We start from the raw sequence: 20,972 nt of genomic DNA, 5'->3' as shown, positions 1-20,972 counted from the left end.
GAGGGAAATATGAGCCAGTTTTTTTATATTCATCCGGACAACCCGCAGGCTCGGTTGATTAACCAGGCGGTGGAAATTGTGCGTAAGGGTGGGGTGATTGTCTATCCCACAGATTCCGGTTACGCGCTGGGGTGTAAGATCGAAGATAAAGGCGCCATGGAGCGTATTTGCCGCATTCGTCAGCTACCAGATGGTCACAACTTCACCCTAATGTGTCGCGATCTGTCTGAGCTGTCGACTTACGCGTTTGTCGATAACGTGGCCTTCCGACTGATTAAAAACAACACGCCGGGCAACTACACGTTTATCCTCAAAGGGACCAAAGAGGTGCCGCGCCGTCTGTTGCAGGAAAAACGTAAGACCATCGGGATGCGTGTCCCGTCAAACCCGATAGCCCAGATGCTGCTGGAGACGCTGGGTGAGCCGATGCTGTCGACCTCGCTGATGCTCCCCGGCAGCGAATTCACCGAGTCCGATCCGGAAGAGATCAAAGACCGGCTGGAGAAGCTGGTGGATTTGATTATTCACGGGGGTTATCTGGGGCAACAGCCGACAACCGTAATCGATCTGACCGAAGATTCACCGGTGGTGCTGCGTGAAGGCGTTGGCGATGTAAAACCGTTCCAGTAAATATCCACACCGGGCGGTATATTGCTGACCGCCCGGTATGCTGTTCCTGCCATAGTTTATTTTAAGATAACATTCGCGTTGCGGCTGTTTTTTAACCTCGCTACTATTATTGCGCTTACGATGTCTGCTGAAGACAGCGTTTTAATAGAATCTGAATATTATGCATAAGCTGACAATTTATCCTTCTGCTGGTTTTAAGAAGGATAAACCCCTGTTGAACACCGTTGTTCTTTTTAGTCTGACGGTGGCGCTGTATGCCGTTGGGCAATTTATTGGCCATCACGGTACGGCGCTATTCTGGCCAATGAATGCAGTAGTGGCAGGATTATTTATTCGTCACCAGTCTCTGCGCCAGCCTTACTATTTTGTGATTTTTATCCTGGCGGTTTTGTTTTCCGGCTTGGTGCTCGATAACTACGACCTGACCGGCATACTGATGAACATGTCTGATATTGCTTTCGTGGCAATATTAAGCGGGTTGATATTAAGAGAACGCCAGCCCGCCGAACCTCATTTAAAAATAACCATATTTCGACTGTACAGCTACTGTTTGTTTACCGGGTTACTGTGCGCTATTCCTGGCAGTTATTTTTATGCGCAGATGCATCAGAACGACTTCTGGCAAATCTACCCGGCCTGGCTGAGTGAAGAGTTTACCACCAGCGTGCTGGTATTACCGGTCATCTTAATTCGCAGAGCAGATCGCACGCCGCGACGCATAACGCTGAGTCGACCATTACCGTTGGTCCTGCTGGTGCTGTCGCTGACGGTTTCCATCACCACCGGTACCCTGGAAAGTATGGGGACGCTGTCGATGATCCTGCCTGCGTTAATCTGGTGTGCAATTGTCTACTCGTTGCCGACCACCTGCTTACTGACCTTGCTGGCCGGCGTTGTTGAAGTGCTGATGGTGGACCAAAAAGTCTCCGGAATTCATCTGATGGGGCCGATCCCGCCGATCATTTCGGCGCGATTAGGTATCGCAGCCGTTGCGCTCAGCCCGCTGATTGTGGCGGTCAGCGTTGAGGCGGTTAATACCCTCGTTACGCAGCTCTCACATCAGGTCAGGTATGACTATTTGACTCGGGTCTATTCGCGTTTTGGTCTCTATGAACGGCTAAAAGAGTTGGATGATACCGGCAATGCCACCCCGCTTAACGTGTTGATTCTTGATATCGACCATTTCAAGAATATTAACGATACCTGGGGACATGACTGCGGCGATCGCGTGCTTACCGCCTTTGCGGGCCGGGTGAAGAGCGTCGTCGGTAAGCTCGGTATCGTCGCCCGTCTGGGGGGCGAAGAGTTTGCGGTCATTATGGCCGGCAAGCCCGGTGACGCGGGTTTACAACTGGCGGAAGAGATCCGTCAGGCCGTTGAGGAGATGGAAGTCGAATGGGGCAGTAAAAAGCTGTCACTGACTGTCAGTATTGGACTGAGCTACGGAACAGCGATGCGGCAGAATATTGTCGATATCTTTGACAAGCTGCTATCAGAAGCAGATGGCTATTTATACCAATCGAAAAAAACGGGGCGCAATCGTACCAGCGCACCGTCCGTATTGGCAATTCGCTAGCCGATAGCTTCATTCTGATTGCCCTTGATGCGTCATTGTGGGGTGATATTTATTAAACGATTTCACCCACATGGGTATGATTAACATAACGTGTCCTATGACCAAATTTTCTTATAAAACGTATCCGTTCACTTTATTAAAAAGTGTGCTTCTGGTTTCTCTGCTCTTATTGATTGTCATTATCGTTTGCCTGACTGGATTATTTAATTATCAGTCTCATCAGGTGGAAGAGGTGGTCAGTAAGCAATTGCTGCTCAGTAATAGTCAACTGGTGCAACATAAGCTGGAAGATTTCTTCGAGCGCCCACGGCAGGTCAGTAATCTGTTGCAGCAATATATTCAGGGCAGTGACAATAATATCCCGGAACAGCAACTGGTGCCGGAGTTAGTCTATTTAACCGCTCATGCTCTGAATTCCACCCCGGCATTTAAAAGCCTTTCCTGGGCTGAAACCAGCGGTCGCTACTATTCCGTGGTGCGAAACGATCACAGCAACCAAATCTATTTACAACGCACGCTGGCTAGCGAGCCGCAGCGTCTGGTGAGCTATAGCGGCATCACCAAAGATTCGACGATTGTCAAAGTTAACGAGCATTTCAACGTTACCGGGCAGCCGTGGTTTGTTAAGGCGCTACAAAAGAAACAACCTTTTTGGAGTATCGAGCGCCTCACCGGGAGCCCGACCATCATCTATCATCTGCCGGTATTCAATAAGCAGGGGATGTTCTGCGGGCTGATCTCCAGCGGGACGATGCCGGCCGATATGAAGGGATATTTGCAAAGTATTCTTCCGGGCACCCGCTCAGCGCTGTTGATAAGCGATGAAAGCAACCATATCGTCGCCTCCTCTGGCGTCACTGCGGCGCTGCAACAAAGCCAGCCGGTGATTCGCGAGATCCTGAAGACCAGCCGTCCGCAGGATGTCACGTCCTTTAATATTGAGGGCCGTGAGTATCTGGCTACCGTCTTTGATGTCCAGGATCGCGATCGGGCGTTGAAGTGGAAGGCGCTAATGATCGCGCCTTATAAGCAGGCGAATACCGCGATGAACCAGCAGCGGTTGATGATGACCTTCAGCAATATGCTGTTCATCTTTGCACTGATGGTCGTTGTGGCGCTTATTATTTCTCACTTTACTGGCACGCTGAAAGAGGTGGCGGATAAAGTGCGCCCAGGCCTGATGCCGTGGACCAAACAGCCTAAACGGCTGTTCCCGGAGATCGCTAACCTCGATGAGGCGCTGAATAACGTCTCGCAGACCCTGCCAGGGGCTTTCGAAAATAAGCGTAAAAAGTTAGAAGAGGATCCGGAAACCGGATTTTTAAACCGCAACGGCCTGCTGCTGACCGAGTCGCTGTATCACAACCGCAACCTGTTAGCGATGGTGCATGTCAGCAACTACAACTCGGTGAAGAACGTGCTGGGCAATGAGCTGGCACGCCAGTTTATCCGCCAGTTTGCCCTGCGTATCCGCGAGATCCTGCCGGAAGGGGCGCTGTGCTGCCGCGATCGTGAAGATCTGTTTATCATCGCGTTTGCCGGAACCTATGAAAGCAAAGATGTGGCCTATTACAGCTCATTGCTCTCCTCTATATTCCGCCTGGCGACGCCGGAGTCATCCGGTGATGCGCATATTTTCACCGGCCACGTCGGGATGGTCCAGGACACCCTGTCGCAGGAGAACATCAGCGAATGCCTGATGAACGTCAGTATTGCCTTACAGCATGCGCAACTCCAACGCAGCGGAGCCAGCGAGTTGTTTACCTCGCAAATGCGCGAAGAAGAGGTCAATAACCTGCGTCTGCACCAGGCCCTGTGCGATGACCTGCAGACCGAAGGTTTCCATCTGGTGTTGCAGCCCATCGTCTCCTTTGAAGAAGGCAGCCACTGCAAAGAGGGTGAATGCCTGATCCGCTGGCAGTCCAACGTGCTGGGCTTTGTGCCGCCGGACAAATTTATTGGTCTGGCCGAGCATACCGGCATGATTGTGCCGCTCGGTAAGTGGATTGTCGAAACCGCCTGTCGTGAACTGGCGGCATTTATTGCCAACGGTGCGCCGCAGGACTTTAAGCTGCATGTGAATATTTCTGCGGTGCAGATACAACAACCTGATTTCTCGACCCATTTACTGGCTGCCATCCAGCGCTATGAGCTGATGAACAGCAATATTTGCATCGAAATTACGGAAAGCGTCCTGCTGCACGATACCCACCGGGTGGTGAAGATCCTCGCCTATTTACGCCGTCTGGGCGTATCGGTGGCGATTGATGATTTTGGCTCTGGTTATTCCAGCCTCTCATACCTGCATTCATTGCCGTTTGACTGCCTGAAAATCGATCGCGGGTTCGTGAAAAACGTGCTGGATGACAAGAAGAGTGAGGCGGTGATCGCCTCCGTACTGATGCTGGCACAAAGCTTTGAAGTTCCGCTGGTTGCCGAAGGGGTCGAGACCGTAGAAATGGCGGCCAGGCTCAAGGAGATGGGATGTGATCTCGCTCAGGGTTATTACTACTCCCGACCGAAGGCCTTCGATCAATTCACACCGGAAAACGGCATTTTGTTTGTCGAGCCGGAATAACGGCGGCGCCTTCGGGAGACTCTATGCAAATTCTCAAGAAACAGTTTTCTATCAAGAGCTATCCGCTGTCGCTGGCGCATATGATTCCGTTAACGATGCTTACCACCGTTATCGCGGTTTTGCTGATCGTTTATACTTTTCTCTACTTCCAGGGATCGGCTTTTATTGATGAAGTCAGCCAGAGCATTCTCAGCGCCAGGCGAATCGCCATCGAAGAGGCTATTCATGACTATATCGATGTCCCGATCCAGTCGAATGCCATTATTGTTCATGCCATTGGGCGCGAAGTGGGTGATACCATCGAGGTTCGTCATCTGGTCAGCGATATCGCCAATACCCTCAACAACGTATTTATCAACAAGCAGGATCTGAGCACCATTGAGTTTGGTAGCGTAAATGGCGACCTGGTTCAGGTGGCACATGATAAAACGCATTCGGATAATGACTATCTCTCGCTCAAGGATGCGCAAACTCAGCATCAACTGACGGTCTACAACCATCTCAGCGTGAACGCCAGCGTCGATAAAACGATCGACAATGTAGATGTTTTACAGAGCGCGTGGTTTAAGCCTGTCGCACACAGCCAGAATGCTGGCTGGACAGCCCCTTTTCAGAACGATGAGCATCGTCAGGAAATCGCGGTCGCGTACAGTTCCCCGGCGTTTAACCGTCAGGGGAAATTTGTCGGCGTGGTGGCCAGCGAAATGCATCTCGAAGAACTGAATCAGCAACTGGAAAAACTTAAACCCTTTCCGGGCAGCGTGCTGTTGCTCGTCAACGAGCAGCAGCAATTAATCGCCTCATCCCTCCCGACGCTGGCGCACGGCATGCTGAAAAAAGAGGGGCAGAGCGCGCTCACGCTGCAAAATCTTGACGCCCTCGACAACCCGGTTATCGTCGCGGCGAACGAGGCGGTAAAACAGGCGCGGCAGCCGGGCCTGCAAGCGATGACGGTGCAGGGCAAAGATTATTACGTCGATGCCTTCCCGGTACGAGACCGCGAGTCATTACTGCAATGGCAGGGGATGATCATCAGCCCGGCGAAAACCATTACCCACACGGTGGTGAAGTATTCGATGATGACGATGGCGGTGTTGTGTCTGGTGCTGATAACTGGCCTGCTGGTGGTGTTCTGGGTGTTGAAACGGGTGGCGAAACCGCTGCAGGATATCGTGCGTAAGTCCGACCAACTGGCGACACATCGCTGGACCCCGCCGGATAATAAGCGACATTTCCCGGAGATTGTCTCCCTCGAAACCACCTTTATGGCGCTGTCGTACAAGCTGGCGGAAAGTTTCGAAAGCCAGCGGCGGAAAATTGAAGAGGATGAAAGCACGGGGCTGTTTACCCGGGCGGGTCTTCTGCAACAAGATGCGCTGTACAGTCGCCGCAACCTGCTGGGGCTGGTGAGTATCAGCAACATGAACACCATTATTAACTCGTTAGGGGCGGAGTACGGCAACACCTTTATTAATGAGTTTATCCGTCGTCTGCAGACATTGTTGCCGACGGACACGCTGCTCGCCCGCGATAAAGACGATAAAATTATTATTGTTTTTCCGGGGATGAATCAGCAAAAGGATTATCAACGCTACCGCGAGATTTTATCGTCCCTGTTTATCAGCGAAGAGCTGGAGCACTATCCGTCAGATAAAAAGTATGTCTATACCGGTAATGTCGGGATGGTTTTCAGCGAGATCACCGCGCAGAACGTGACCCAGGTACTGCAGGAAGCATGGATTACGTTGAAGCAGGCGCAAAAGCAGGGCAATGGTGTGGTTGCGCTGTTCTCCAGCGAAATGCGCGATCGCGAACTGTTTAATATCCGCCTGCATGAGCACCTGAGCGATGCGATTCATCGTCAGGAGTTTCATCTGGTCCTGCAGCCCATTATCGATCAGGGCGATGAGGAACACTGCCGTGAAGGGGAGTGTCTGATCCGCTGGCATTCTGAGGTGCTGGGTGACGTCCCTCCTGACCGTTTTATTCCGCTGGCCGAAGAAACCGGGCTTATCATTCCGTTGGGGAAATGGATCATAGAAGAGGCGTGCCGTGAGCTGGCCGCGATGATTGCCCGCGGCGCGCCGGAAGATTTCGTTATCTATATTAATGTCTCGGCGATCCAGATCCTGCAGCAGGATTTTGCCTGGCACTTAATGGATTCCATTCGTCGCAATGGGCTATCAAATGCCAACGTCTGTATCGAGATAACCGAACGCGTGCTGGCCAATAACGTTGAGCGGATTGGTAAGATGTTGAGCTACCTGCGTCGCCACGGTATATCCGTCTCGCTCGATGACTTTGGCGCCAATTTCTCCAGCCTGTCCTATTTGCATACGCTGCCGTTCGACAGTATTAAAATCGACCAGCAGTTTATCAGTAATTATCTGGATGATGAGAAAGCGACATCGGTGATTAACTCGCTGATCGTGCTGGCTCGCGGATTTAAAGTGCCGCTGATTGCTGAAGGGATAGAAGATGAGGGCGTGAAGCAGCAGCTGCAGAAGCTGGGCTGTCAGAAGGCGCAGGGATACTATTTCCATCACCCGGCGGCCTTTTCCAGCTTCCGCTGTGAAACCGGGGCGTTCTATTACCAGACTGAGAGTCCCGCTGACGATGAAAAAAAGGGTGAACAGGCGTGAAATTGTGCGCAACAGGGAGGATAACGGCGGCAATCTGACGCATAATCCATGGTGCCTGTAGACCGGCGTAGCAGGCGAATGCAACGCAAAGCAGCATTCATTTTTTAGTTAGTGTAGAATAGCCGCCCACGTAGACGGGCGGGCCCGGCTTCAGCTGAAGATAACGCCCCCCTTTGATGTAGAAAGCATCTACAAAACAACTGGTTATATAGCTATCCGGTTGTTTTATAAAGTATACCAGACGCCTGGGAAGGCGACACCTTAAGGAAGCTCAATGAGCGAGAAACTACAGAAAGTGCTGGCCCGCGCCGGCCACGGCTCCCGCCGTGAGATTGAATCTAAAATCGAAGCTGGCCGCGTCAGCGTCGATGGCAAAATCGCCACCCTCGGCGATCGCGTTGAAGTTGTACAGGGTATGAAAATTCGTATCGATGGTCATGTGATCTCGGTGAAAGAGTCTGCTGAGCAGATTTGCCGCGTTCTGGCGTACTACAAACCGGAAGGTGAACTCTGTACCCGTAACGATCCGGAAGGCCGTCCGACGGTGTTTGACCGTTTACCAAAACTGCGTGGCGCACGCTGGATCGCGGTGGGGCGTCTGGACGTCAACACCTGCGGTCTGCTGCTGTTTACCACCGATGGTGAACTGGCAAACCGACTGATGCACCCAAGCCGTGAAGTCGAACGTGAATACGCCGTGCGCGTGTTTGGTCAGGTTGACGAAGACAAACTGCGTCAGCTGTCTCGCGGTGTGCAACTGGAAGATGGCCCGGCGGCCTTTAAAACTATCAAGTTTGCCGGCGGTGAAGGGATCAACCAGTGGTACAACGTGACGCTGACCGAAGGGCGTAACCGTGAAGTCCGTCGCCTGTGGGAGGCCGTCGGTGTTCAGGTCAGCCGTCTGATCCGCGTTCGCTACGGTGATATCCCGCTGCCAAAAGGCCTGCCTCGCGGCGGCTATACCGAGCTGGATCTGGCGCAGACCAACTACCTGCGTGAGCTGGTGGAGCTGCCGGCAGAAACCACCACTAAAGTAGCGGTAGAGAAAGATCGTCGTCGTGTGAAGGCGAATCAGATTCGTCGCGCGGTGAAACGCCATAGCCAGGTGGGCAACAGCAGCAATCGCCGTTCTGGCGGCAGCCGTAACAACGGCTAATCTGATGCTGTCCGGCGGGCTCCCGCCGGACGCTGTTCCCACGCTTCTCCCTCATGTGACGCCTTTCACACTTCTGTATAAAGACAAAAAACAGGAAATACCCGGACAAATAACGCAAAGTACCTTTGCTGCTAACGCCATATACTGTCGATACTGATTACAATAACAGGTAGCCAAAAATGGATACAGCAGGAAAATTATCGGCAAGCTATGTGGTTATCGGCGTGAAAGAGAAAATAGGTTACGGTTTCGGTGACTTTGCGTCCAACTTATCATTCGGTTTTGTTTCTCTTTTTTTACTGTTCTTTTATACCAATATTTATGGTATCAGCGCCGTGCAGGCTAGTCTGATATTTGTCATTGCGCGGGTGGTTGATGCTGTCTTTAATATTATTATCGGTTTTGCTATCGATAAAACTCACAGCAAATATGGGAAGCTACGCCCCTGGTTATTATATGGGGCAGTGCCATTAGGTTTTTTAACTGTATTGTGCTTTGTGCCGTTTGGCGGTGAGGCGAAGTTTTATTTTGCCTTGCTCTCTTATACCATTTACTGCCTGGCTTATACCGCAGTTAATACTCCATATTCGGCGTTAACTAATCGTCTAACGCAGCACGAAGCTTCCCGGTCATCGTTGTCAGTATATCGATTTGTGCTGGCGATTGTGGGCTATTTAATCGTTCCAACTACCGCCGATATGCTGATCTCGCCGTTTACGGATAAGCAGTCAGGCTATGTTTTTGCCGTCTCATGCTTTGCACTGCTGGCGACGTTTCTGTTCCTTGCCTGCTTTGAGATGACCAAAGAGCGAGTGGGCGAAGAAGAGGAGGCCCCGGCACCAACGCTGCGAGAAATGCTGCGGGCGGTGATGGGGAATGCGCCGCTGCTTAATCTGTCGCTGTTTACGGTCTTCTTCTATATCGCCTACACCGTATGGATGGCAATTGCGATCTACTTTATTAAATACATTATTGGCAGTGAAGGTTATACCGCAACATTTTTCCTGATTCAGTCTGCTGCATATATTGTCGGGACCGTTATTTCAGAAAAGGCGATCGCCCTGATGGGCAAAAAGAGAATGGCGCTGGTAGCGCTGCTGATTGGTGTCCTGGGGGTGCTGATGCAGTACTTTGTGGCGGCGAATAATCTATGGCTCATTATGACCGGCGTGTGTCTCTATAGTATTACTCTGGGGATGGGGTTTGTTGCCATGTGGTCAATGATTGCCGATACGGTGGAGTATGCCGAATGGCATCACGGCGTGCGCACGGAAGGTGCAATTTATGGCTTCTTTAATTTTATCACCAAAATTGCGATGGCGATTGGTGGCGGCTGTGCGGGCTGGATGCTGGATTACTATCATTATGACGCGGCTAATATTACGGCCAGCGCAACTAACGGGATTAATATTTTGATGACGTTATTCCCAGGGACCATGTTCACGATTAGCGCAATATTTGTGGCCTGTTATTCGCTGGATGAAAAAACCTATCGTGAGATTGTTCAGAAAATTAGCCTGCGTAAACAGAATGCGCTTTAGCCTCAGGGAGTCAGAGATGAATACTGAATTTAATACTTTAATTGCCGCGATGAGCGCAGAAGAGAAAGTGGCGTTGTTGACCGGAAATGGTCTGTGGCGAACGGCCTCGCTAGCGCAACATGGGATCAGCGATATCGTGATGACCGATGGTACCTACGGAGTGCGCTACAGCAGTGCGCAAATCGATGGCCACGAAAAGTGGAGCATGGACGACTTCATCTCGGTTATCACCCAGACGGCTGACCGGGCTGCGGTGGAAGAGCCGGTGGCGAAAGGTGGCAGTGAAGCCCTGTTCAGCGCCTCGCTGCCGGCAACCTGCTTTCCCAACGGCTCCAGCCTCGCCTGTAGCTGGGATGTGGAGTTGGTATTCCTAATGGGGCAGGCGCTGGGGCGTGAATGTCAGCAGATGGGGGTTGGTATTCTGTTGGGGCCAGGGATCAATATCCGTCGTACGCCGCTGGCCGGACGGGGTTATGAATATTACGCCGAGGACCCGGTGGTCAGCGGGGACATTGCCGCCGCGTTAATTAACGGGTTGCAGCAGGAGGGGGTAGGCGCCAGTCTGAAACATTTTGCGGCGAATAATTCAGAATACCGCCGCACGGAGATGGACTCGATCATTGATGAGCGGGCGCTGCGTGAAATCTATCTTGCCGGTTTCCAGCGGGCGATCGCTAAATCTCAGCCGTGGACCGTGATGTCATCCTACAACCGGCTTAATGGCGTTCAGACCTCGCAGGACCCCTTTTTACTGACTCAGGTTCTGCGTGAGGAGTGGGGCTACGACGGGCTGGTGATGTCCGACTGGTATGGCATCAAGGACCGTCCGGCCTCGTTGCTGGCGGGAAACGATCTGGCCATGCCGGAAACCCGTCGCGACAAACAGACGCTGCTGGCAGCAATTAACGCCGGCGAGGTGCCTATGGCGGTGGTCGATCGCGCCTGTCAGCGGATGCTGGCGCTGCTGGATAAAGTTCAGCGCCACCGTCTCCCACTGACTCAGGCTGATTTCCCGGGGCACCACGTGCTGGCGCAGCAGTTGGCGGCTGAATCTATCGTGCTGCTGAAAAACGAGGATAATCTGCTGCCGCTGCGGGCGGAACGTACGCCACGGATTGCGGTGCTTGGTAAGCCAGCGCAGGAGCCAGTGATTCAAGGTTCTGGCTGTGCGACCACAGTTCCCTGGCTGCTGGATCGCCCGCTCGACGAAATTTTTGACCTTGCCGGGGATGATTTCAGTGTCTCCTGGGCCGTTGGAGCGCCGGACGATCTGTGCAGCGATCCGCAGGCGCTGGCTGAAGCCCGAGACGTAGCTCAGGCGGCGGACGTGGCCATTATCTTTGTCAGCACCGCCGTTGGTGAAGATGGGGAGAATGGCGATCGTCATGATCTGAATATTCTGGCGGTACATGAGCAGCTGATTCGGGAAGTAGCAGCCGTTCAGCCTAATGTGGTGGTCGTGCTGGCTAACAGCGATGCGGTGGTGATGCCCTGGCTTACGGATTGTAAAGCCCTTCTGGAGACCTTCTTTGCCGGGCAGGGCATGGGGCGGGCGGTAGCGGAGATTCTGTTCGGTAAGCGCAACCCGTGCGGTAAATTGACCGTGACGGTACCGAATACCCTTGAAGAGACTCCAGCCTGGCTTCACTATCCAGGGGAAAACCTGCGTCATCATTACGGCGAAGGGCTGTTTGTCGGCTACCGTTACTATGATAAACGCCGCCTGGCGCCGCAATTCCCGTTCGGTTTTGGCCTGAGCTATACTCGTTTTGTCTATCGTGATATCCAGCTTTCCGCGCCGCGCGTGGGCGCCGACGAGACGCTGACCGTCTCTTTCGCACTCACTAATGCTGGCGATTGCGCAGGGAAAGAAGTCGTTCAACTGTACGTCAGCGCGCCGGCCGGAGAGCTTATCCGCGAAGTCCGGGCGCTTAAGGCGTTTAGCAAAGTGTCGCTGGCCGCAGGCGAAACCCGCCACGTAAGCCTGCAACTGCCCATCGCGGAGCTGGCCTGTTATCATCCAGGGCTGGCCGACTGGGTTATCACGCCGGGATGCTGGCAGATTCGGGTGGGGAGTTCTTCCCGCGATCTGGCGCTGCATGCTGAGGTCGAGGTAGATTGCCCGCCGCGCTGCGTCCCGCTACGTGACGATAACTCGCTGCAGCAGTTGATTCAGCAGCCGGAAGCGCTCGAACGGGTTGTGGCCCTGATTGCCCGTAAAAGCCAGCTGCCACCGGCGCAAATCCGCGAACGGTTGATCCAACTGGCTCCCGATCTGTTCTGTGGATTGCTGATCGCGTTGACCGAGTTTTTAGCACTGGATATCGACCGCGACGAGCTCAATGATGTACTTGCCGGGCGTGAATAATCGTCCCGGCACAGGAGATGATGCGTGTTTCCATTTTCCGTTACTCATCCACGCCCGGCTCCAGAGGCCGGGCGGCATACGGTAAACAGCGGCTATGAGCTGATTGCTTTTGATGCCGATAAGCTAAATGTCTTTGCCGCCGAGGTGCGCTATTGCGAACCTCACTGGCACCCGGCGCCAGAGTTAATCACCGTTATGAGCGGGCGGTTTTCGATCGTCGTTGGCCAGCAGAACGTGGAATTGGTACAGGGAGACATGGTGTATATCAATGCCGAGGCGGTACATTCACTGTGTGCCGAAGAGCAGGGCAGTTCGTTGGTGACCGTCCAGTTCTCTCCCGGCCTGTTTGATGAACTGCACACCGCGCCGGTACTCCATTGGTGTACCCAGGGGCGCAGTAAAACCGTTACGGACCAGCAGGTGTACCGGCGGCTCAGTGAACTGTTAGCACAGCTGATTGATAACCAGACGCCGTTCCAACGTATTGCGATGACTTACCTGCTGCTCGATGCGCTGGTACAGGCAGGAGAGCCGGCCCCGCACGTGGAAAGCTCATTGCGTGAAGAGGCGATGATCAAAAAAGGAATCGATTTTATTAACCAGCACTTCGATCAGCCGCTGACGCTGAGCGAGGTGGCGAACCATAGCGGTATGAGCTATTCGTGGTTTTCGCGGCTGTTCAAGAAGGTCAGCCGGCATAATTTTAAGGAGTATCTCACGCTGGTTCGGCTGAATAAGGCCAGAATGCTGCTGCGCGATACCCGTACGCCAATCACCGACATCAGCCACAGCTGCGGCTTTCAGGAACACAAATACCTGATTGCCGCCTTTAATAAATACTGTGGTCTGACGCCGACGGAATACCGCAAGCGTTTTGTCTCAAAGCAAAACAGGATGGAAAGCGCACTGGCATTGGGTGAGGACTGCCTGTGTTTACCGCTTAATCAGGTGCTGCTTGAGCGCCTGGCGCTTAGTAATCAATTCCCATCTGCGCTTTGATACCGGCATCGAAGGCGTGCTTCACCGGCCGCAGTTCGCTGACGGTATCGGCCAGCTCGATGATTTCACGATGACAGCCGCGCCCGGTGATAATCACCGTTTGCTGGGCTGGGCGGTTACGCAGGGCAGACAGTACCTCTTCTAGCGGCAGATAGTCGTAGGCCACCATGTAGGTCAGTTCATCAAGCAGAACCATGTCCAGCGTCGGGTCAGCCAGCATCCGCCGCGCATGCTCCCAGACGGCGAGGCAGGCGGCTGTGTCGCTTTCCCGATCCTGAGTATTCCAGGTAAAACCGGTGGCCATCACCTGAAATTCAACCCCGTGTGGCTCCAGCAGGTTGCGCTCGCCATTGGGCCAGGTACCTTTAATAAACTGGATGACGCCGGCTTTTTTACCATGCCCGATGGCACGGGTGACGGTGCCAAAACCGGCGGTGGTTTTCCCTTTCCCGTTACCGGTGAACACGATAACAATGCCGCGCTCTTCCTGCGCTGCCGCCACCCGGGCGTCGACTTTATCTTTTACCCGCTGCTGGCGTTCACGGTAGCGTTCATCACTCATTGTGCAATTCCTGGTTTGCGCCCGGGTTGGGCATCGAAGGTCATTCCCGTCTTACGACGGCTGTCATCGCCCATCAACCATAAATAGACCGGCATGATATCGGCGGGAGTTTTCAGTTTTTGCGGATCTTCCGTCGGGAAGGCATTGGCGCGCATTTTGGTGCGCGTGCCACCTGGATTAATGCAGTTCACTCGCAGGTGACGGCTCTGATACTCTTCGGCCAGCACCTGCATCATGCCTTCAGTCGCAAACTTGGAGGCGGCGTATGCGCCCCAGTTGGCGCGTCCCTGACGGCCAACGCTGGAGGAGGTGAAGACCAATGAGCCGGACTCGGACTTCAGTAATAAAGGAAGCAGGGCCTGGGTCAGCATAAAGGTGCCGTTGACGTTAACCTGCATAACCTGCTGCCAGACGTCCGGTTTTTGCTGGTCCATCGGACACACGTCACCCAGCAGGCCTGCGTTATGCAGCACGCCATCGAGGCGCGGGTAGTGGATGCTTATCTGTTGCGCCAGCTGCTGACACGCCTGAGGAGTACAGGTGAGTAGATCCAGCGTAAACCACGGCGCGGGGATCCCGCCGGTTTGTTGAATCTCATGCGAGACGCTTTTCAGCTTCTCTTCGTTACGTCCGACCAGGATAACGCTGGCGTTGTAGCGCGCGTAGGTTAGCGCGGCTTCACGACCGATCCCATCGCTGGCGCCGGTAACCAGAATGATGCGATCTTTTAATAAATGACTCTGCGGCTGATAGTGCACGGCGACTCCTTGAGCAATCTTCAGACGATCGCACGGTGTATTCGGTATCTCACTTTTGCGTTTTATGCCTGAAACAGGCGGCTATTGCAATCGGCGAAGGGGGAAACACGTATCGAAATGAATATCTTGCAACGTTTTCATCGTCGCTAAAAAAAGAGGAACGACCGTCGTACCGCACACAAAGCGCAGAGACTTCCTGAAGGCGGCTGATGTACACTGTGCTTCAACGTCAGTGGTTTACACAAGGTGAAAACGTGGAATTACTTGCTCAATATGGCCTGTTTTTGGCCAAAATCGTGACAGTGGTTGTCGCGATTGCGGTTATTGCCGCAATTATCGTTAACCAGGCTCTGCGCAAGAAACAGCGCGGAGAGCTACGGGTGACTAATCTTAGCGAGCAATACAAGGATATGCGGGAAGAGCTGGCGGTAGCGCTGCTCGATGGCCCGCAGCAAAAGCTCTGGCATAAAGCGCAAAAGAAAAAGCTCAAGCAGGAGGCGAAAGCCGCCAAAGCGCGGGCCAAGATGGGCTCCGCGGAGCCGGACAGCAAACCGCGTGCCTGGGTGCTGGATTTTAAAGGCAGTATGGATGCACACGAAGTCGGTAGCCTGCGCGAAGAGATCACCGCAGTGCTGGCGGCGGTAAACCCCCGCGACCAGGTTATTCTGCGTCTGGAAAGCCCCGGTGGCGTGGTCCACGGTTATGGCCTGGCAGCCTCGCAACTGCAGCGTCTGCGTGACAAACAAATTCCACTCACCGTCGCGGTCGATAAAGTCGCGGCCAGCGGTGGCTATATGATGGCCTGTGTGGCGAACAACATTGTTGCCGCTCCCTTTGCCATCCTCGGCTCTATCGGGGTGGTGGCGCAGATCCCAAACCTTCACCGTTTCCTGAAGAGCAAAGAGATCGATATTGAACTGCATACCGCCGGGCAGTACAAACGGACCTTAACACTGCTGGGTGAGAACACGGATGAAGGCCGCCGCAAGTTCCGCGAAGACCTGAACGAGACCCATCAGTTGTTCAAAGATTTTGTCCATGAAATGCGACCCACACTGGATATCGAGCAAGTGGCAACCGGTGAACACTGGTATGGCGTGCAGGCGCTGGAGAAGGGACTGGTGGACGCGGTGAAAACCAGTGACGAACTGCTTCTGGGTCTGATTGACAATCATGACGTGATTGCCGTGCGTTACCAGCAGCGTAAAAAAATGCTCGACCGTTTTACCGGGAGCGCCGCGGAAAGTGCCGACCGGTTACTGCTCCGCTGGTGGCAGCGGGGACAAAAACCGCTGATGTAACTGGCTTATCAAACAACAACGCGAGGCAAATGCCTCGCGTTGACATTATGGGCTTTGGATAAATTACAAAGCCTAATCTGCCAGGTGGTATTTGTCTGACAACGTATGCGCCAGATATTTGAACATATTAAATACCGCGGTGCTCTTGGGCGTTGGCAGGCCTTGCTCATCAAGATAAAACTCGCCGCTGAAAACCAGTACGCCATTACGTTGAACAACGTCGGTCGCTTCGATTCCGGCGAGCGTGTCTTCATGTTCACGAATGAGTTTGTTCGCTACTTCAAGTAGTGTCTGGCGATCGATAGGTTGGGTTGTATCTTGCATAACGGACTCCTGTGTTTCTTCCTGCGATAGTTTACGCCGCGTGGCGAGCAGGGGCAAATTTTCCATTTAGAATACATGGATAATGGCAAGGGTCTAAGAAACATGACTTTACTGGCAGGATTTGCATTTGCATGCTAATAAAGTTGCGTAACGAATTTTATCAGGTACAGTGTGACGCTTTCGGCGATCTGGCAACAGATTTGCTTGACATTCGGCCAAAAATTCTTCGTGCTATGTCACCTGACGGGCAAACGTCAGTAAACTCAGCTATCTGGTTTTATGGATGTGAAACCAGACGTGCAAAGGGTTGATATCCATCGACGGCGTCGCAACATTTGACGTACGCCGTCCATGGATGGTGAATCAACATGTGCGATCTATTCCTGGATGAATCAAATTAGGTAAAGGTGAATATGGGTAAAGCTCTCGTTATCGTTGAGTCCCCGGCAAAAGCCAAAACGATCAATAAGTATCTGGGTAATGACTACGTGGTGAAATCCAGCGTCGGTCATATCCGCGATTTGCCGACCAGTGGCTCAGCTTCCAAAAAGAGCGCCGACTCTACCTCCACCAAAGGGGCTAAAAAGCCTAAAAAGGATGAACGTAGCGCTCTGGTCAATCGTATGGGCGTCGACCCATGGCATGACTGGGATGCACAGTACGAAGTACTTCCGGGTAAAGAAAAGGTAGTTTCAGAACTCAAACAGTTGGCTGAAAAAGCCGACCATATCTATCTCGCAACTGACCTTGACCGCGAAGGGGAAGCCATTGCATGGCACCTGCGGGAAGTTATCGGTGGAGATGAAAAACGCTATAGCCGCGTGGTGTTCAATGAAATCACTAAAAACGCGATCCGTCAGGCATTTGATAAGCCTGGCGAGCTGAATATCGATCGTGTTAACGCCCAGCAGGCGCGTCGCTTTATGGACCGCGTTGTGGGCTATATGGTTTCTCCGCTGCTGTGGAAAAAAATTGCGCGTGGCCTGTCTGCCGGCCGCGTCCAGTCCGTTGCTGTACGTCTGGTGGTTGAACGCGAACGCGAAATTAAAGCCTTCGTCCCGGAAGAGTTCTGGGAAATCGACGCCAGTACCACCACGCCGGGGGGCGATGCCCTGCCGCTGGAAGTCACGCACAAGCACGACAAGCCATTCCGTCCGGTTAACCGTGACGAAACCATGGCCGCGGTGGCGTTGCTGGAAAAAGCCAGCTACAGCGTCCTCGAGCGTGAAGATAAACCGACCAGCAGCAAGCCGGGTGCGCCGTTTATCACCTCGACGTTGCAGCAGGCCGCCAGTACGCGTCTGGGCTTTGGGGTTAAGAAAACCATGATGATGGCGCAGCGTCTCTATGAGGCGGGCTACATCACCTACATGCGTACCGACTCCACCAACCTGAGCCAGGATGCGCTCAGCATGGTTCGCGGATATATCGACGATAACTTTGGTAAAAAGTATCTGCCGGAAAACGCCAACCAGTACACCAGCAAAGAAAACTCGCAGGAAGCGCACGAAGCGATTCGTCCTTCTGATGTGAGCGTGATGGCTGAAGACCTGAAAGGGATGGAAGCGGACGCGCTGAAATTGTATCAGCTGATCTGGCGCCAGTTTGTCGCCTGTCAGATGACACCGGCGCAGTACGACTCCACCACGCTGACCGTGAAAGCCGGTGACTTCAAACTGAAAGCGCGTGGCCGTACGCTGCGCTTTGACGGTTGGACCAAAGTGATGCCGGCGCTGCGTAAAGGCGATGAAGATCGCACCTTACCGGTGGTCAATCAGGGCGAGAGCCTGACCCTGGTTGAGCTGATGCCAGCGCAGCACTTCACCAAGCCGCCTGCGCGCTTTAGTGAAGCGTCGCTGGTAAAAGAGCTGGAGAAACGCGGTATCGGCCGTCCGTCTACCTATGCGTCGATCATCTCGACCATTCAGGATCGCGGGTACGTGCGGGTAGAAAACCGTCGCTTCTATGCAGAAAAAATGGGTGAGATTGTCACCGATCGCCTCGAAGAGAACTTCCGCGATCTGATGAACTACGATTTCACCGCGCAGATGGAAGACCGTCTTGACCAGGTGGCTAACCACCAGGCCGAGTGGCGTAAGGTGCTGGACCACTTCTTTGGCGACTTCACCACCCAGTTGGAAAAGGCTGAGAAGGATCCGGAAGAGGGCGGCATGCAGCCGAACCCGATGGTGCTGACCAGCATCGACTGTCCGACCTGTGGCCGCAAGATGGGTATTCGTACCGCCAGCACCGGCGTGTTCCTCGGCTGCTCAGGCTACGCGCTGCCGCCAAAAGAACGCTGCAAAACCACCATTAACCTGGTACCGGAAAACGAAGTACTCAACGTGCTGGAAGGTGATGACGCCGAAACCAACGCGCTGCGTGCCAAACGTCGTTGCCAGAAATGCGGCACGGCGATGGACAGCTACCTGATCGATCCGAAGCGCAAGCTGCATGTCTGTGGTAACAACCCGACCTGCGACGGCTACGAGATTGAAGAGGGCGAATTCCGCATCAAGGGCTATGACGGCCCGGTCGTTGAGTGCGAGAAATGTGGTTCTGAAATGCACCTGAAAATGGGACGTTTCGGCAAATACATGGCCTGCACCAACGACGAATGTAAGAATACGCGTAAAATTCTGCGTAATGGCGAAGTGGCTCCGCCGAAGGAAGATCCGGTTCCATTACCGGAACTGCCTTGCGAAAAATCGGATGCCTATTTTGTGCTGCGTGATGGTGCTGCAGGGGTCTTCCTCGCGGCTAACACCTTCCCGAAATCACGTGAAACACGTGCACCATTAGTTGAAGAACTGTATCGCTTCCGCGATCGTCTGGCCGAGAAACTGCGTTATCTCGCCGATGCACCGCAGCAGGATCCTGAAGGCAACAAAACGCTGGTGCGTTTTAGCCGTAAGACCAAGCAGCAGTACGTGGCCTCAGAGAAAGATGGCAAAGCGACCGGCTGGTCAGCCTTCTATATTGATGGCAAATGGACTGAAGCGAAAAAGTAAGCACATGACTCTCCTGAAAGGGCCGCATAGCGGCCCTTTTTCTTGCTGATTTTTCAGCTAAAATGGCTTTTATTCCCCGCCTGAACGCTGCCTTATAACCGGCTTATTATTTTTTGTTAGTGTCTATACACTGAAGGTATAAATGATATAGTGGTTATAGTTAATCTCTTTTTTATTATTAAATCGTCTTATACATCATCGTTTCAGCGTGCCTGATGGCGATATCACTGCAACCCGCAGGGATCGTCCTGGTGTGCAACAGACCTCAATCGATTGAAACGTTCATGTATCAAGCTGGCTCATTTTACGCGTTAACGGATATCAGCCATGAAATTACAGCAGCTCCGCTACATCGTTGAGGTGGTTAACCATAATCTGAACGTCTCTTCTACTGCCGAAGGCCTGTATACCTCGCAGCCCGGCATCAGTAAGCAGGTTCGGATGCTGGAAGATGAACTTGGCATTCAGATTTTTGCCCGTAGCGGCAAACATTTAACTCAGGTCACTCCTGCAGGCCAGGAGATCATTCGTATTGCACGCGAAGTGCTGTCCAAGGTTGATGCGATTAAATCGGTGGCCGGCGAACATACCTGGCCCGACAAAGGCTCATTGTACGTTGCCACCACCCACACCCAGGCCCGCTATGCGCTCCCTGGCGTGATTAAGGGCTTTATTGAACGTTATCCTCGTGTCTCCCTGCATATGCACCAGGGCTCGCCGACGCAGATTGCTGAAGCGGTCTCAAAGGGCAATGCCGATTTCGCCATCGCCACTGAAGCGCTGCATCTCTACGATGACCTGGTGATGCTACCGTGCTACCACTGGAATCGCTCGATCGTGGTGACGCCGGAACATCCTTTGGCCTCCCGAGGCTCGGTGACGATCGAAGAGCTGGCGCAATACCCGCTGGTGACCTACACCTTTGGCTTTACCGGCCGCTCCGAACTGGATACCGCGTTTAACCGTGCCGGGCTGACACCGCGTATCGTCTTCACCGCCACCGATGCCGATGTCATCAAAACCTATGTGCGTCTGGGCCTTGGCGTCGGGGTGATTGCCAGCATGGCGGTCGATCCAGTCTCCGATCCGGATCTCGTCAAGCTGGATGCTAACGGCATCTTCAGCCACAGCACCACCAAAATAGGCTTCCGCCGCAGCACCTTCCTGCGTAGCTATATGTATGATTTTATTCAACGTTTTGCGCCGCATTTGACGCGTGATGTGGTTGATACGGCGGTGGCTTTACGTTCGAATGAAGACATTGAGGCGATGTTTAAAGATATTAAACTGCCGGAAAAGTGATAGCACTGCATATGGGGCATCCCCTAGTGGGATGCCAAATCCTATAATGGCCCTTAATTACATTTGTAAACGTCGTCTGAATCACAAAAATCATTATTTCTATTAACACGAATGCAAATATACCCGGTGGGGTCAAAATAATAATCAAAGATAATAGGAGAAATCAGAATTCACTGGATTAATTTATTATCTCTAATTAAGCTTTAACTGTACCTGATAATTTT

At 53.0% G+C, this 20,972-nt stretch carries 14 protein-coding genes; 11 read left to right on the top strand and 3 right to left on the bottom strand.

What is annotated here, in order from left to right; all coding sequences use genetic code 11:
* Window positions 1-9: 9 nt before the first annotated feature.
* The 8 genes from ACMYSN_RS03830 (at window position 10) to ACMYSN_RS03795 (ending at window position 13,490) form a co-directional block, all read left to right on the top strand.
* Window positions 10-630 carry an L-threonylcarbamoyladenylate synthase gene (locus ACMYSN_RS03830; RefSeq protein ID WP_123754031.1) on the top strand — a complete coding sequence of 207 codons (621 nt, stop codon included), beginning with the start codon at window positions 10-12 and terminating at the stop codon, window positions 628-630.
* A gap of 214 nt (window positions 631-844) precedes the next feature.
* Entirely contained in the window at window positions 845-2,206 is a 1,362-nt protein-coding gene (locus ACMYSN_RS03825; protein ID WP_462497073.1) for a GGDEF domain-containing protein, read from the top strand.
* Between the two features lie 232 nt (window positions 2,207-2,438).
* Window positions 2,439-4,784 carry a bifunctional diguanylate cyclase/phosphodiesterase gene (locus ACMYSN_RS03820; protein ID WP_462497072.1) on the top strand — a complete coding sequence of 782 codons (2,346 nt, stop codon included), beginning with the start codon at window positions 2,439-2,441 and terminating at the stop codon, window positions 4,782-4,784.
* 23 nt (window positions 4,785-4,807) lie between these two features.
* Entirely contained in the window at window positions 4,808-7,426 is a 2,619-nt protein-coding gene (locus ACMYSN_RS03815; RefSeq protein ID WP_462497071.1) for a bifunctional diguanylate cyclase/phosphodiesterase, read from the top strand.
* A 274-nt stretch (window positions 7,427-7,700) separates the two neighbouring features.
* Window positions 7,701-8,582 (top strand): 23S rRNA pseudouridine(2605) synthase RluB, encoded by an 882-nt coding sequence (gene rluB / locus ACMYSN_RS03810; protein ID WP_123754035.1) that lies wholly within the window; start codon window positions 7,701-7,703, stop codon window positions 8,580-8,582.
* 179 nt (window positions 8,583-8,761) lie between these two features.
* Window positions 8,762-10,123: an MFS transporter gene (locus ACMYSN_RS03805; RefSeq protein ID WP_462497070.1), complete on the top strand. Its 1,362-nt coding sequence runs from the start codon at window positions 8,762-8,764 to the stop codon at window positions 10,121-10,123.
* A gap of 16 nt (window positions 10,124-10,139) precedes the next feature.
* The gene (locus ACMYSN_RS03800) at window positions 10,140-12,491 is read left to right on the top strand and encodes a beta-glucosidase (RefSeq protein ID WP_462497069.1); all 2,352 of its coding nucleotides are present in this window, start codon (window positions 10,140-10,142) and stop codon (window positions 12,489-12,491) included.
* Window positions 12,492-12,515: 24 nt separating this feature from the next.
* Entirely contained in the window at window positions 12,516-13,490 is a 975-nt protein-coding gene (locus tag ACMYSN_RS03795; RefSeq protein WP_462497068.1) for a helix-turn-helix transcriptional regulator, read from the top strand.
* Here ACMYSN_RS03795 and cobO read toward each other — a convergent pair.
* The gene (gene cobO / locus ACMYSN_RS03790; protein WP_462497067.1) at window positions 13,462-14,052 is read right to left on the bottom strand and encodes a cob(I)yrinic acid a,c-diamide adenosyltransferase; all 591 of its coding nucleotides are present in this window, start codon (window positions 14,050-14,052) and stop codon (window positions 13,462-13,464) included. The two genes, ACMYSN_RS03795 and cobO, sit on opposite strands and share 29 nt — an antisense overlap.
* Window positions 14,049-14,810, bottom strand: a complete 762-nt coding sequence (locus tag ACMYSN_RS03785) for an NAD(P)-dependent oxidoreductase (protein WP_462497066.1) — start codon at window positions 14,808-14,810, stop codon at window positions 14,049-14,051. Before ACMYSN_RS03785 ends, cobO begins: the two co-directional genes overlap by 4 nt.
* Window positions 14,811-15,064: 254 nt before the next feature.
* On the opposite strand from ACMYSN_RS03785, the gene sohB reads away from it, so the two are divergent.
* Window positions 15,065-16,111, top strand: coding sequence for a S49 family peptidase (sohB, locus tag ACMYSN_RS03780; protein WP_462497065.1), 1,047 nt, complete (start codon window positions 15,065-15,067; stop codon window positions 16,109-16,111).
* Window positions 16,112-16,183: 72 nt separating this feature from the next.
* Here sohB and ACMYSN_RS03775 read toward each other — a convergent pair whose 3' ends face one another.
* The gene (locus tag ACMYSN_RS03775; protein ID WP_434668677.1) at window positions 16,184-16,435 is read right to left on the bottom strand and encodes a YciN family protein; all 252 of its coding nucleotides are present in this window, start codon (window positions 16,433-16,435) and stop codon (window positions 16,184-16,186) included.
* Between the two features lie 413 nt (window positions 16,436-16,848).
* Between ACMYSN_RS03775 and topA the strand changes: the two genes are divergently transcribed.
* Both topA and cysB read left to right on the top strand, forming a co-directional pair.
* Complete coding sequence (topA, locus tag ACMYSN_RS03770; protein WP_462497064.1) at window positions 16,849-19,446, top strand: type I DNA topoisomerase; 2,598 nt, start codon at window positions 16,849-16,851, stop codon at window positions 19,444-19,446.
* A 327-nt stretch (window positions 19,447-19,773) separates the two neighbouring features.
* Window positions 19,774-20,748, top strand: coding sequence for an HTH-type transcriptional regulator CysB (gene cysB / locus ACMYSN_RS03765; protein ID WP_004861036.1), 975 nt, complete (start codon window positions 19,774-19,776; stop codon window positions 20,746-20,748).
* The last annotated feature ends 224 nt before the right edge of the window (window positions 20,749-20,972 follow it).

Source organism: Klebsiella sp. R445, from assembly GCF_051131755.1.
GTDB classification, from domain to species: Bacteria; Pseudomonadota; Gammaproteobacteria; order Enterobacterales; family Enterobacteriaceae; genus Klebsiella; species Klebsiella lignicola.
The sequence above is the reverse complement of the archived record's forward strand: the minus strand, read 5'-3'. Positions and strand labels throughout refer to the sequence as shown.